Here is a 12702-nt window from a genome sequence, read left to right on the forward strand (position 1 = left end):
TGGGAGAACTTTGCGGCGGGGAAATTCTTGTGGCTTTTGGCGTCGTGGTTAGCGCAGGGCAACCGCTTGCGAGGCAATATGGCGGATCTCGCCACGTGCAACACCGATATCTGCCAGATCCCGGTCATTCATCGCCGACAGCTCGCGGAAGGTCTGGCGTTTGGCGCGTTGGTCAGCGCTGTAGGCACGGAATGCATCAAGCGACTGGCGCAGCTTGGGCATCAGACCCGCAACAGGTGCGGCGGTATATGTGGATGTATAGCTCATTTCTTATTCTCTCTTTCACGTCTATGCGGCGGCCTATCCACCGCATTCGGTTTGGTATGTTCCGTCAGCGTAGCGCTGGCGGTTTAGGCTGCTGCCGTGCCGCGGGGTGCGGTGCGGAACAGGCCGGTAAACTTGCGCGATGCTCTGGCAACAGCGGCAGAGATATAGGCACTGCGCAGCGCGTTGGCTTCGGCAAGAAGACGGTCGACTTCGACCGGAGTGGCGGTTTTGTATGTAGCTTCGGTTTTCATTTTCCAGCTTTCCATTTCAGGGCTTCAATGCCCGTGACCGTCATATGTGCGCGGTGCAGCAAAGGTGCAAACCATAGTGGATATGCGGAAAACGCATGGCTTAAATGGCACAGTTTCGCCCCAAAACCGCCCATATCCGGCCCCTAAACCGGCAGTTTTCGACTTCACCGTGAACGAAAGGGCCGCCCGAACGTTGGTAGCCCCTGAAACGGAGAGACCAACACAAGCCGGAGAAGACACATGACCAAGCAATCGCCGCAGCAGCAACAATCCGCCCCACCCAAACCCGCGCCGGAAAAACCCCAGCCGGTGATATTTACGGATTACGCCAGCATCTGAAAGTGACAGGCGGCAAGCTGCGGTATAAACAGCCCGGTATGACTGACCCTGTTTCTTCCATCCGCAATCTTGGCCCCGCGTTCGAGGAAAGCTGCGCCCGTGCTGGCATCCACTCTGCGCAAGAGTTGCGCGATCTTGGTGCCGATGCGGCCTACGAGAGGTTGCTGCAAAATGGTCAGCGCCCGCACTTCATCGGGTACTATGTTCTGGTGATGGGGCTTCAGGGGCGCCCGTGGAACGACTGCAAAGGGGAAGAAAAGAAAGCCCTGCGGGTCAAGTTCGACGCGATCAAGGCCCGTGCCCATGATACCGGACGATCTGAATTCGAACGCATGATGAACCTGATCGGTGTGCGCGAGGCGTAACGCGTCCCTGCGAAACCTGAAGGCAGCAGCGGAACGGCGCAGCCCCCATAGGCGTTGGGTCGCTAACGTAGCCCCAACAGGATACCCTGCCCCATGCCACATTCCCCCGATGTTCAACACGACCTTGACCGGCTGCGTGGCCTTGCCCGTACGATGGACAGCGCCCTGCGCGTGCCTGTGCTGGGCATTCGGCTGGGCTGGGACAGCATCCTTGGCCTGATACCGGGCGTTGGCGACGTTCTGGCTTTGGCACCGGCGGGCTATATCTTGAAGGAAGCGCATCGCATGGGCGCAAGCCGCTCGGTTCTGGCGCGTATGGGGGCGAATGTGGGCATCGACCTTGCGATCGGTGCGATCCCCCTGATCGGTGACATCTTTGACGTGGGCTGGAAGGCAAACATCCGCAACGTTGATCTGTTGCACCGTCACCTTGAACAAACGGCACCGATGAAAACCGTGAGCCCTGTGGACGGTGAGCTGTCGTCACACCATCCGCCCCTTAAAGGCTGAACGGGTCGGGCGCCGCTATGTAATCCCCGTTGCATGAAAAAAGGGCCGCAGTTGCCTGCGACCCTTTTCATCTTTCCAAACCTGTGAAGGCTTAGCCAACCAGTTCCAGACCGGAGAAGAAATACGCGATTTCGACTGCGGCTGTTTCAGGTGCGTCGGACCCGTGAACGGAGTTTTCGCCAACGGATTCGGCGAATTCTGCGCGGATCGTGCCTTCGGCTGCGTCTGCTGGGTTGGTTGCGCCCATCACTTCGCGGTTTTTCGCGATGGCACCTTCGCCTTCGAGAACCTGAACAACAACAGGCTCGGACGCCATGAATTCGCACAGTTCGTCATAGAAAGGACGCTCGGCGTGCACGGCATAGAAAACGCCGGCTTGTGCCTTTGTCATGTGAATACGCTTTTGTGCGACGATGCGCAGGCCGGCTTCTTCGAATTTAGCGTTGATTTTGCCGGTCAGGTTGCGGCGTGTTGCGTCTGGTTTGATGATCGAGAATGTGCGCTCAAGGGCCATGATAGCTCTCCTAGGTGGGGTTGATTTGGCCGCTCCCTAGCATGGGTCATGCCCCGTGAAAAGCCGCGATTGACGCGGGGCCAGACATGGTTCACACCGCGTCCATGTTAAGCATTTCAGAAATCAACTATTCCGTCGAAGGCCGTCCCTTGTTCGAGGAAGCCAGCGCGGTCATCCCCGAAGGCCACAAAGTGGGTCTGGTCGGGCAAAACGGTGCGGGTAAAACCACGCTGTTCAAAATCATTCGCGGAGAGCTGTCGCTGGACGCGGGCGACATCAGCCTGCCCTCGCGCGCCAAGATCGGGGGCATCGCCCAAGAGGTCCCGTCCTCTGACGTGTCGCTGATCGATACGGTGCTGGCCGCCGATGTCGAACGCGCCGCCTTGATGCACGAGGCAGAGACAACGGATGATCCCGCGCGCATCGCCGAGGTGCAGACCCGCCTTGCCGATATCGACGCCTGGTCCGCCGAAGGCCGTGCCGCCGCGATCCTCAAGGGGCTCGGCTTTGACGACCATGATCAGCAGCAGCCCTGTTCGGCCTACTCGGGCGGGTGGCGGATGCGCGTGGCGCTGGCGGGCGTTCTGTTCGCGCAGCCGGATTTGCTGCTGTTGGACGAACCGACCAACTACCTTGATCTTGAAGGCGCGTTGTGGCTCGAAAACTACCTGTCGAAATACCCGCACACGGTGATCATCATCAGCCACGACCGTGGTCTGTTGAACCGTGCCGTCGGTGGTATCCTGCACCTCGAAGACCGTAAGCTCACGTATTATCAGGGTAATTACGACCAGTTCGCGAAAATGCGGGCCGAAAAGCGCGCGCAGCTGACAGCGCAGGCGAAAAAGCAGCAAGCGCATAAGGCGCATATGCAGGCGTTCGTTGATCGCTTTAAGGCCAAGGCGTCCAAGGCGAAACAGGCGCAGTCGCGGATGAAGGCCATCGAGAAGATGGTGACAATCACGCCGCCGGAGGAAGCCGCGCGCAAGGTCTTTACCTTCCCGCAGCCCGATGAGCTTTCGCCGCCCATCATCAGTATCGAAGGCGGATCGACCGGCTATACCGAGGGCCAGCCCGTCCTGTCGCGCCTGAACCTGCGGATCGACCAAGACGACCGCATCGCGCTGTTGGGCAAAAACGGTCAGGGTAAATCAACCCTGTCAAAGCTGCTCTCCAACCGTTTGGTGTTGTTCGAGGGCAAGGCGATCAACTCCAGCAAGCTGCGCATCGGGTTCTTTGCACAGCATCAGGTGGACGAATTGATCGTCCATGAAACGCCGCTGCAGCATATGATCAGCGCGCGCCCCGGTGTGATGCAATCCAAGTTGCGCGCACAGCTGGCGGGGTTCGGTCTGGGGCCGGATCAGGCCGATACCGAAGTGGGGCGTTTGTCGGGGGGGCAAAAGGCGCGTCTGTCACTGCTGCTCGCCACATTGGACGCTCCGCATCTGCTGATCCTCGATGAGCCGACCAACCACCTTGATATAGAATCGCGCGAAGCGCTGGTCGAGGCGTTGACGCGCTATTCCGGCGCTGTGATCCTTGTCAGCCACGATATGCACCTTTTGTCGATGGTCGCGGACCGTCTGTGGCTGGTGTCGAACGGCACGGTCAAGCCCTATGAGGATGACCTCGAAGCCTATCGCAAGATGCTGTTGACCGTGGAAAAGCCCGTCAGCAAGAACCCCAAACCGGTCAAGGAAGCGCCAAAACCCAAACGCGCCAACCGCGAAGACATCCTTGCCCTGCGCGCCGAAGTGCGCACGGCCGAGGCGCGGGTGACCAAGATCAACGACATGCGCGACAAGCTTGCGAAAAAGCTCGCGGACCCTGCCCTTTACGAAAAGGACAAAGTCGGCGAACTTGAGGTCTGGAACAAGAAATACGCCGAAGTCATGGCCGCGCTTGAACGGGCGGAAGCGATCTGGATGGGCGCGTTGGAAAAACTGGAAACCGCGTCGGCGTAATGCCAGCGCGGCGCAAGGGATAAGGACGGGGCTGGCCCCGGTGACGTTTTATGATGGCACTTGATCTGGCATTCATGATCACCGCGTTCGCGACGATGATCGTGATCATTGACCCCTTTGCGATCGGCCCGATGTTTCTGGCCCTGACCCCCGGCATGACCCCGCGCCAGCGCCGGTTGATTGCGTGGCGGTCGGTGGTCATCGCGGGGCTGCTGTTGCTGGTCTTTGCTGCCTTTGGCGAGGCTGTGCTTGGCTTTATCGGCATCTCCATGCCCGCCTTTCGTGTCGCGGGGGGCGTTCTGCTGTTCCTGACCGCGCTTGATATGTTGTTCGACCGCCGCACAAAACGCCGCGAGGGCCATGCCGAGGCGGATGACGATCACGACGACCCATCGGTATTTCCGCTGGCCATTCCCTTGATCGCGGGCCCCGGCTCTATCGCGTCGGTGATCCTGCTGACGGGCGAGAAACCGGGCCTTGAAGGGCTGGTGACCGTCGTCGCGATCACTTTCGCCGTTCTGATCATCATGGGCATCACGATGCAGGCCAGCGGTTACCTTGAAAACGCTTTGGGCAAGGTCGGGATCAATGTGATCACGCGGCTTTTGGGTATGCTGCTTGCCGCGCTGTCGGTGCAATTCGTGCTCGACGGGCTTAGCGCCTTTGGTTTCGGACCGGGGCCGGGCTGACTTTTCCGCACCCTGCCCCCATATCTTTGGAAGATTGCCAAAGGATATACGATGCCGGACATTGAAACAGGACGTTTGATCTATCTGATCGTGCTCATGGCGATGGTCGCGGGCTGGTTCTTCATGCAAAGCCGTCAGGGCTGGAACAAGACGCTGCAACAGGTCGCGGTCTGGGCCATGATCTTTACCGGTGTCGCCGCGGGCTATGGCCTGTGGGAGGATATCAACCGACAAGGCGACATCCCGCGCCAAGCCTATGAGGCCAGCACCGGCAGCGTCACCCTGCCACGCGCCCGCGACGGGCATTATTATCTGACGGCGACGATCAATGGCACGCCGCTCCGCTTTGTGGTGGACACCGGCGCGACGGATATGGTGCTGACCCGCGCCGATGCCGAAGCCGCAGGGCTCTCGCCCGATAGCCTGAACTATCTGGGCCGTGCCAGCACCGCCAATGGCGAAGTGCGTACCGCCTATGTGCGGCTGGACGAGGTTGAACTGGGCGGGGTGCGCGATACCGATGTGCCCGCGGTCGTGAACGAAGGCGAGATGCGGCAATCCTTGCTGGGGATGGGCTATCTGCAACGCTGGGGTCGGATCGAGATCACCAACGGAGAGTTGATCCTCACCCGTTAAACCGCGGCGTACCGCCCTCAGGTCTCTGCCTTTTTCTCCCACCGGCCCGATTCCTCGGACCAGTATTGCGCAGAGGCTCCTGCGGCTTTCAGCGATTTCCACTGGTCCCGCGCGACGTTCAAGGCGTGGTCGTCCAGCCCGTCGAACAGGATGCACACCCGATCCAGCGCCGCGACTTCCTGTGCCGACACAGCCGCGCCGTGGATCGAGAACACGCAGCTTGCGTTATTCGGCGCGTGGGTGTCCGTGGTCAGCAAAACCGGCTGTTCGGCATCATGGGGCCCACCGGCCAGACCATGGGGCAGAAAGCCATCCTCGGGCCCGCGCCACAGGGCAACGTCAAGCTGTTCCAGCAGGGATTGATCGGTGCCGCGTACCGCCACACGCCAGCCCGCGCCTTGGGCCTTGCCCAAAAGCATGGTCAGCGTTTCGACCAGCGGTCGCTGGGTCAGATGGTAGAAATACGCGGCACCCATCAGGTTTACTCTGTCTCGTAGAGGTTTGAAATCAATCGGTTCAACGCGGCAACGCCCCAGCCCGTGGCCCCGACGGGCGCCAGCGCTGTCTCGGATTTGACGGAGGCCACACCGGCGATATCAAGGTGAATCCAAGGCGTGCCGTCCTTGATGAACCGTTGTAGGAATTGCGCCGCCGTGATCGACCCGGCAGGCCGCCCACCGATGTTTTTCATGTCGGCGATGCGGCTTTTCAGCAGCTTGTCATACCCCGCGCCCAGGGGCATCCGCCACGCGCCTTCACCCTCGGTTTGCGCAGCCTTGAGGAAGGCGTTGCACAGCGTATCGTCGTTCGAGAAAACCCCGGCATTGTCATGACCCAGGCCGATGATAATCGCGCCGGTCAGCGTCGCCAAATCGATCACGCCCGCGGGGTTGAACCGTTCTTGCGCGTACCAAAGCACATCACAAAGCACCAAACGGCCTTCGGCGTCGGTATTGATCACCTCGACCGTGTCGCCCTTCATCGTCTTGATTACGTCACCGGGGCGGGTTGCCGTGCTGGATGGCATGTTCTCTACGATACCGACCAGCCCGACGACATTGGCCTTGGCCTTACGCAGGGCAAGGCTGCGCATCACGCCCGAGACAACGCCTGCGCCGCCCATATCCATGGTCATGTCTTCCATGCCCGCGCCCGGTTTCAGGCTGATGCCGCCGGTGTCGAACACCACGCCCTTGCCGACCAACGCCAGCGGGGCCGCGTCTTTCTCGCCGCCGTTCCATTTCATCACCACGACGTAAGACGGGCTGGCCGACCCCTGCCCGACGCTAAGCAAGGTGCGCATCCCCAGCTCTTCCAGCTTGGCTTCGTCCAGCACTTCCACCTCAAGGCCGATTGACTCCATTTCGGCCAGACGGTCGGCGAATTCGGTGGTGGTCAGGATATTCGCGGGTTCATTCGTCAGGTCGCGGGTCATAAAGGCACCGTCGGCGATGGCCAGCAGGGGTGCCGCAGCGGCTTCGACCTCTTCGGGTTTGGAATTCATGATCACGACCTGCCCCTTGCGTGGCTTGCCGTTGCTTTTGCGATCCTCGAACGTGTAGTCGCGCATGGCCAGTCCAAAGCAAAGCTCGGCCGCTTTGCGCAAACCGCCCGTCAACACCAGCAGATCCGCATCGCCGCGCCGTTTCGCAAGCGCCGCACCGGCTGCGCGCAGGGCTTCCTGATCGGCGTTATTCGCCAATTGCACCACATCCACGGCCTCGGCCGCCATGCCGATGGGAAAACCGAGGCTGACCGCATCGCCCGCTGACAATTTCGTGAAGCTGTCGCTGGCCACCAGACGTTCCAGCGCGCCCTTGGTCAGCTTGTTGATGCGCCGCGCGGAGGGGTTGAGCTTGCCATCCGCGCCCACAGTCACAGCCACACGGCCCGTGTGGCCTGCGATCTGGTCAATATCGGTTTCGGTAAATGTCATTGGCGTCAATGCGGTCATCAGGTGAACCCCTTTTGTCTGAATTTCGCTTAGACGTATCCTGCGTGCGCCGTTAAGGCCAGATAGCAGTTTTCGTGGGCGGAAATTTACTTTATCGTCGGGCGAAAGTTCACCCGTTTTGATACCCAAGGGATGCAGATTGGCCAAGTTCGACCGCTATATGTTGTCCCAGTTCCTGATTTTGTTCAGTTTCTTTGCGTTGATCCTGGTGGCGATTTTCTGGATCAACCGCGCCGTGGTGCTGTTTGACCGGCTGATTGGCGACGGCCAGACGGCACTGGTGTTTCTGGAATTTACCGTGCTGGGGCTGCCCAAGCTGATCACCACCGTGCTGCCGATCGCGACCTTTGCGGGGTCGGTCTATGTGATCAACCGGATGACCAGCGAATCCGAGCTGACGGTGCTGCAGGCAACGGGCACCAGCCCTTGGCGTCTGGCGCGGCCCGTGTTCGTCTATGGTCTATGTGTCGCGATTATGATGTCGGTGCTGACCCATCTGCTTTTGCCCCTGTCCAACGGACAGCTGTCTGAACGCGAGGCCGAGATTTCGCAGAATGTCACCGCACGGCTGCTGACCGAAGGCACATTCCTGCATCCGACCTCTAAGGTCACGTTCTATACCCGCGTGATCGACGCCGACGGGGTGTTGCGTGATGTGTTTCTGTCGGACCGGCGCAACCCCGACGAGGGCGTGATCTATACCGCGTCCGAAGCCTATCTGATCCGCAATGGCGATGGTACGACGCTGATCATGGTCGATGGCATGGCGCAACGGCTTGAGATGGCCGGCAAACGCCTGTCGACAGCCAAGTTCCGCGATTTCTCGTTCGATATCTCGTCCTTGGTCAGCAGCGACAAACCCCGCACCCAATCCATCGACGCCATGACCACGGCCGAGATGTTTGCCCAGTGGGATCAGCTTGAGGCGATCACCAAATCGAGCGCGGGTGACATCGCAGAAGAGCTGGCGCAGCGCTTTTCCTCGGCAGCCTTTTGCATGATCGCCGCGATGATCGGCTATGCGACACTGGTGCTCGGAGGGTTTTCGCGCTTCGGAGTCTGGCGCGAGATCGTGATCGCCTTTGGTCTGCTCATCGCGCTTGACGGGTTGCGCGGCACTTTGGTTGATACGGTGCGCGACGACGCCAGCCGCTGGCCGCTGCTGTTCCTGCCCAGCCTGATTGGCGCTGTGATTGTGATCGGGATGATCTGGCAAACGGCCCATCCGGGCTGGACCAAACGGATGGGCAAGCAAAGGGGCGTCGCATGATCCTGCATCTCTATTTCGCGCGCCGCTTTATTATGGGGTTTATCCTCATCTCCGCTGTGCTGTTCTCTCTGCTCGTGTTGGTGGATATGGTCGATCAAGCGCGCCGGTTCAGCAGCTACGATATCGGCTGGCTGCGCCTCTTCGGGATGACGTTGTTAAAGACGCCCGAAACCATGAACCTGATCCTGCCGCTGATTATGATTCTTGCGACTGTGGTGTTATTTTTGTCGCTGGCACGCTCGTCAGAACTAGTGGTGACCCGTGCCGCCGGCCGGTCAGCGCTCAGCGCGTTGCAGGCCCCGATCTGGGTGGCGTTCATCATTGGCGTGATGGCTGTGGGCATGTTGAACCCCATCGTTGCGGCGACCGCGAAACGATACATTCAACTCAGCGACAGCATTCGCGCGGGCGGGACCTCTGTCCTGTCGGTCAGCGACGAAGGGCTGTGGCTGCGCCAGGGCAGTGACGAGGGGCAGACCGTGATCCGCGCATGGCGGTCAAACAAGGACGCCTCGGTGCTTTATGATGTCACATTCCTCAGCTACGCGCCCGAGGGCGGTCCCGCACGGCGGATCGAAGCGGACAGCGCCGCGCTGGAAGATGGCATCTGGACGCTGACCGATGCGAAGTCATGGCCGCTTGAAGTGGGCGTGAACGCCGAAGGCGCGGCCGAGACATTTGACACGCTCACCCTGCCCTCGACCCTGACGCTGGATCGTATCCGCGACAGCATCACCGATCCCGGTGCCGTCTCGATCTATGATCTGCCCGATTACATCAAGCAGCTTGAACTGGCAGGCTTCAGCCCGCGCCGCCACAAGGTCTGGTTGCAGACCGAACTGGCGCGCCCGTTCTTTCTGATTGCGATGGTTCTGGTTGCGAGCGCGTTTACCATGCGCCATACGAGGTTCGGAGGCACGGGCGTCGCGGTGCTGGCCTCTGTTCTGATGGGGTTCGGCTTGTATTTTATTCGCAGTTTTGCGCAAATTCTGGGGGAGAACGGGCAGATTCCGGTTCTTCTTGCGGCCTGGGCTCCGCCTGTCGCGTCCATTCTTCTGGCGCTTGGTCTTCTACTTCATTCAGAGGATGGCTGACATGCGCCGTTTGCTCCTGACCCTTCTCGTCGCCCTTGGTCTGCCCGCTGCCGCGCAAGACAGCGAGCGTCCTGCCGTTCTGGTGGCCGATGACCTGTTCATCACCCGTGACCGGGAACTGGTCGCCCAAGGTAACGTAGAGGCGTTTCAAGGCACGACCCGCATCCGTGCCTCTGCGATCCGTTACAATGACGAAACCGGTGCCTTGGTGATCGAAGGGCCGATTGTGCTGAACGATGGTGATGGCACCGTCATTCTCGCGGATGCGGCAGAGCTGGATCAGGGGTTGCAGAACGGTCTGCTGCGCGGCGCACGTATGGTGCTGAACCAGCAGGTGCAGATGGCCGCCGTCCAGATCGACCGTGTCGAGGGGCGCTATAGCCAGCTGTACAAGACCGCCGTGACCTCATGCAAAACCTGCAATGACGGCGAGCTGCCCCTCTGGCAGATCCGCGCGCGCCGCGTGGTGCATGATACCGAGGCGCAGCAACTGTATTTCGATGATGCGACTTTTCATATCCGGTCGGTGCCGGTGTTCTACCTGCCCCGTTTGCGGCTGCCCGACCCGACGTTGGACCGCGCGGACGGGTTTTTGGCCCCATCCATTCGCACCACGTCGCTGTTGGGCACGGGGCTGAAGCTGCCTTATTTCATCACCTTGGGCGAAAGCCGCGACCTGACCCTGACGCCCTATCTGTCGTCCTCGACCCGCACGCTTGAATTCCGCTATCGGCAGGCGTTCACCAACGGTGATATCGAGTTTAACGGGGCCTATACCCGCGATGACCAACTCCCAGATGAGACCCGCGGCTATCTGTTCGGTGAAGGCAGCTTCGAGCTTGAGCGCGGCTACAAGCTGAGCTTCACGATCGAGGCGGTGAGCGACAGCTCTTACTTTACCGAATACGGCTATTCGGACGAGGACCGTTTGCGCAGTGACCTCACACTTTCACGCGCGCGACGTGACAGCTTTGTGCGTACCAGCCTTTACAACTTTGAAACCCTGCGTCCCGGAGAGTTGAACAGCACCCTGCCCACAGTCGTGATCGACGGCGAATTCGAACGGCGCTTTTTCCCCAAGGCATGGGGGGGCGAACTGCGGTTCGGGCTGGAGGCGCATAGCCATTGGCGATCTTCCGATGTGGATGTGATTGGACGCGATGTATCGCGGATCAACGGGTCGCTTAAATATCTGCGTCGCTTCACCCATCGCTCCGGCTTGGTCACCGATGCGCAGGTCGGCACGACGTTCAATTTCTTTGACATCACCCAAGACGACACCTTTGCGCAGAACCATAGCGACATCGCGCCTTTCGCAGCGGTCGGTCTAAGCTACCCGATGGCACGCCGCGAGGCTGGTGGTGCGTCGCAGGTGCTGACGCCCGTAGTGCAGCTGGGGTGGACCGATGGCAGCCGGCTCGACATTCCGAACGAGGAAAGCACCCGCGTTGAATTCGATCAGGGCAACATCCTCTCGCTCTCGCGCTTTCCGCGCCCCGACCGGCGCGAACGCGGCACAACCGCGGCGGTGGCGGTGAACTGGTCGCGCTTTGACCCCAATGGCTGGGACACCTATGTCGCGGTTGGTCAGGTGTTCCGCAGCATCAGCGACCCTGCCTTTACCGATACGTCCGGCCTGTCTGGCGTGCGCTCTGACGTGCTGCTGGCGGGGCAGATCAAGAATAACGCCGGTCTTTCGCTGACCGCGCGGACCTTGGTCGACTCCAATTTCGACATCTCCAAGGCGGAACTGCGCGGCGGGTGGAGCTTTGGCAAAACTACCGTCGAAGGCACCTATGTCTGGCTTGAGGCGGATACTGCCGAAGACCGGACCGAAGCGATTTCCGAGGTGTCGCTTGACGGTAGCTACGACATCAACAAGCAATGGTCCGCCAGCGCCGACGTGCGCTATGACGTCCAAAACAATACAGCGGCGACGGCGGGGCTTGGCCTGACCTACAATAATGAATGTGTGAGCGTCGACCTTTCGGTGCGCCGCCGCTATACCTCCTCAACAAGTGTTGAGCCCTCTACCGATATCGGGTTTAACATCGGCCTGCGGGGCTTCTCGGCCTCCAACGGAACAGAAAGATATGAGCGATCATGTGGGAAATAAGTAAGATGAACCTGAACCGTCTGACACGAAGCATCGCCGTCCTTGGGCTGGGTCTGATGACCGCCGCCCCCGTTTCGGCGCAAAACCTCTTTGCGCCCGTCGCCAAGGTGAATGAATCCGTTGTAACCGAATTCGAAGTCCAGCAGCGCCAGCGCTTTCTTGAAGTGTTGAACGCACCGGGGGCGACCCGCGAAGGGGCGCTGACCTCGCTGATCGACGAACGCCTGCGCAACGAGGCCGTGGCCGAAGCGGGTATCGAACTGACGCCGCAGGGCATCGAAGACAGCCTTGCCGAATTCGCCTCGCGCGCGGATCTGAGCACCGAAGAATTCACCCAGGCCCTTGGTCAATCCGGCGTCTCGCGCGAAACGTTTCGCGATTTCGTTGTAAACTCGGTCGGGTGGCGTGAATTGGTGCGTGCCCGCTATGCCAGCCGCGTGCAGATCACCGACGCTGAAATCAACCGCGCTTTGGGCGAAACCCAAGGCAGCGGTGTGCGCGTTCTCGTGTCCGAGATCATCATTCCCGCTCCGCCCCAGCAAGCCGCACGGGTGAATGCGCTGGCCGAACAAATCTCGCAATCCAAATCAACGGCAGAGTTTTCGAACTACGCCAGCCGCTATTCCGCGACCGCATCGCGCGGGCGTGGCGGGCGGAGCATGGTGCCCGGCTCGGACGGCTCGAAGGCCAGCGCGAGACCCAGCGTGACGGCGGTGACCAGGTTGATCCA

14 protein-coding genes and 1 pseudogene are annotated in these 12702 nt (G+C 60.4%); 8 read left to right on the forward strand and 7 right to left on the reverse strand.

What is annotated here, in order from left to right; all coding sequences use genetic code 11:
• Positions 1 to 48: 48 nt before the first annotated feature.
• Together B3849_RS12545 and B3849_RS12550 are read right to left on the reverse strand one after the other, a co-directional pair.
• A complete protein-coding gene (locus B3849_RS12545; protein ID WP_009824624.1) occupies positions 49 to 267 on the reverse strand; it encodes a DUF1127 domain-containing protein in 219 nt (72 codons plus the stop codon).
• An 83-nt stretch (positions 268 to 350) separates the two neighbouring features.
• A complete protein-coding gene (locus tag B3849_RS12550) occupies positions 351 to 518 on the reverse strand; it encodes an RSP_7527 family protein (RefSeq protein WP_278426333.1) in 168 nt (55 codons plus the stop codon).
• Between the two features lie 377 nt (positions 519 to 895).
• On the opposite strand from B3849_RS12550, the gene B3849_RS12555 reads away from it, so the two are divergent.
• Together B3849_RS12555 and B3849_RS12560 are read left to right on the forward strand one after the other, a co-directional pair.
• Entirely contained in the window at positions 896 to 1222 is a 327-nt protein-coding gene (locus B3849_RS12555; protein ID WP_005853551.1) for a TfoX/Sxy family protein, read from the forward strand.
• A gap of 93 nt (positions 1223 to 1315) precedes the next feature.
• Positions 1316 to 1732 (forward strand): DUF4112 domain-containing protein, encoded by a 417-nt coding sequence (locus B3849_RS12560; protein WP_278426332.1) that lies wholly within the window; start codon positions 1316 to 1318, stop codon positions 1730 to 1732.
• Between the two features lie 91 nt (positions 1733 to 1823).
• Here the strand turns inward: B3849_RS12560 and ndk are convergent, their stop codons facing one another.
• Complete coding sequence (gene ndk / locus B3849_RS12565) at positions 1824 to 2246, reverse strand: nucleoside-diphosphate kinase (protein WP_005853549.1); 423 nt, start codon at positions 2244 to 2246, stop codon at positions 1824 to 1826.
• A 104-nt stretch (positions 2247 to 2350) separates the two neighbouring features.
• Here ndk and B3849_RS12570 point away from each other — a divergent pair, with 104 nt between their 5' ends.
• From B3849_RS12570 to B3849_RS12580, 3 genes are read left to right on the forward strand one after another with little or no spacing between them, the layout of a single operon-like run.
• A complete protein-coding gene (locus B3849_RS12570) occupies positions 2351 to 4213 on the forward strand; it encodes an ABC-F family ATP-binding cassette domain-containing protein (protein WP_037945024.1) in 1863 nt (620 codons plus the stop codon).
• A 53-nt stretch (positions 4214 to 4266) separates the two neighbouring features.
• Complete coding sequence (locus tag B3849_RS12575) at positions 4267 to 4902, forward strand: MarC family protein (protein ID WP_009824621.1); 636 nt, start codon at positions 4267 to 4269, stop codon at positions 4900 to 4902.
• 51 nt (positions 4903 to 4953) lie between these two features.
• Positions 4954 to 5538 (forward strand): retropepsin-like aspartic protease family protein, encoded by a 585-nt coding sequence (locus tag B3849_RS12580; protein WP_037944283.1) that lies wholly within the window; start codon positions 4954 to 4956, stop codon positions 5536 to 5538.
• 17 nt (positions 5539 to 5555) lie between these two features.
• Here the strand turns inward: B3849_RS12580 and B3849_RS12585 are convergent, their stop codons facing one another.
• Positions 5556 to 6014, reverse strand: coding sequence for a DNA polymerase III subunit chi (locus B3849_RS12585; protein ID WP_009824619.1), 459 nt, complete (start codon positions 6012 to 6014; stop codon positions 5556 to 5558).
• Between the two features lie 5 nt (positions 6015 to 6019).
• Positions 6020 to 7492 carry a leucyl aminopeptidase gene (locus B3849_RS12590; protein ID WP_278426330.1) on the reverse strand — a complete coding sequence of 491 codons (1473 nt, stop codon included), beginning with the start codon at positions 7490 to 7492 and terminating at the stop codon, positions 6020 to 6022.
• Positions 7493 to 7631: 139 nt separating this feature from the next.
• Between B3849_RS12590 and lptF the strand changes: the two genes are divergently transcribed.
• Genes lptF through B3849_RS12605 form a run of 3 tightly spaced genes read left to right on the forward strand, consistent with a single transcriptional unit; the run spans position 7632 to position 11972 of the window.
• Positions 7632 to 8762, forward strand: coding sequence for an LPS export ABC transporter permease LptF (lptF, locus tag B3849_RS12595; protein WP_278374753.1), 1131 nt, complete (start codon positions 7632 to 7634; stop codon positions 8760 to 8762).
• Positions 8759 to 9856, forward strand: a complete 1098-nt coding sequence (gene lptG / locus B3849_RS12600; RefSeq protein WP_286780242.1) for an LPS export ABC transporter permease LptG — start codon at positions 8759 to 8761, stop codon at positions 9854 to 9856. The genes lptF and lptG overlap by 4 nt, the downstream gene beginning before the upstream one ends.
• A gap of 1 nt (position 9857) precedes the next feature.
• Positions 9858 to 11972: an LPS-assembly protein LptD gene (locus tag B3849_RS12605; protein WP_278426327.1), complete on the forward strand. Its 2115-nt coding sequence runs from the start codon at positions 9858 to 9860 to the stop codon at positions 11970 to 11972.
• Here B3849_RS12605 and B3849_RS17670 read toward each other — a convergent pair.
• Entirely contained in the window at positions 11858 to 12553 is a 696-nt protein-coding gene (locus tag B3849_RS17670; RefSeq protein ID WP_414718047.1) for a hypothetical protein, read from the reverse strand. The two genes, B3849_RS12605 and B3849_RS17670, sit on opposite strands and share 115 nt — an antisense overlap.
• A gap of 50 nt (positions 12554 to 12603) precedes the next feature.
• Positions 12604 to 12702 (reverse strand): annotated as a pseudogene (locus B3849_RS17675) (cation transporting ATPase C-terminal domain-containing protein); the annotation flags it as partial.

Source organism: Sulfitobacter sp. UBA4523 (assembly GCF_002388305.1).
Classification (GTDB): domain Bacteria; phylum Pseudomonadota; class Alphaproteobacteria; order Rhodobacterales; family Rhodobacteraceae; genus Sulfitobacter; species Sulfitobacter pontiacus.

Bases quoted from the DNA above. Each gene is read 5' to 3' on its own strand.
- lptG (WP_286780242.1), top strand. From the start codon at position 8,759: ATGATCCTGCATCTCTATTTCGCGCGCCGCTTTATTATGGGGTTTATC.
- B3849_RS12560 (WP_278426332.1), top strand. From the start codon at position 1,316: ATGCCACATTCCCCCGATGTTCAACACGACCTTGACCGGCTGCGTGGC.
- B3849_RS12570 (WP_037945024.1), top strand. From the start codon at position 2,351: ATGTTAAGCATTTCAGAAATCAACTATTCCGTCGAAGGCCGTCCCTTG.
- B3849_RS12580 (WP_037944283.1), top strand. From the start codon at position 4,954: ATGCCGGACATTGAAACAGGACGTTTGATCTATCTGATCGTGCTCATG.
- B3849_RS12555 (WP_005853551.1), top strand. From the start codon at position 896: ATGACTGACCCTGTTTCTTCCATCCGCAATCTTGGCCCCGCGTTCGAG.
- B3849_RS12575 (WP_009824621.1), top strand. From the start codon at position 4,267: ATGGCACTTGATCTGGCATTCATGATCACCGCGTTCGCGACGATGATC.
- B3849_RS12550 (WP_278426333.1), bottom strand. From the start codon at position 518: ATGAAAACCGAAGCTACATACAAAACCGCCACTCCGGTCGAAGTCGAC.
- B3849_RS12585 (WP_009824619.1), bottom strand. From the start codon at position 6,014: ATGGGTGCCGCGTATTTCTACCATCTGACCCAGCGACCGCTGGTCGAA.
- B3849_RS12605 (WP_278426327.1), top strand. From the start codon at position 9,858: ATGCGCCGTTTGCTCCTGACCCTTCTCGTCGCCCTTGGTCTGCCCGCT.
- B3849_RS12545 (WP_009824624.1), bottom strand. From the start codon at position 267: ATGAGCTATACATCCACATATACCGCCGCACCTGTTGCGGGTCTGATG.
- ndk (WP_005853549.1), bottom strand. From the start codon at position 2,246: ATGGCCCTTGAGCGCACATTCTCGATCATCAAACCAGACGCAACACGC.
- B3849_RS12590 (WP_278426330.1), bottom strand. From the start codon at position 7,492: ATGACCGCATTGACGCCAATGACATTTACCGAAACCGATATTGACCAG.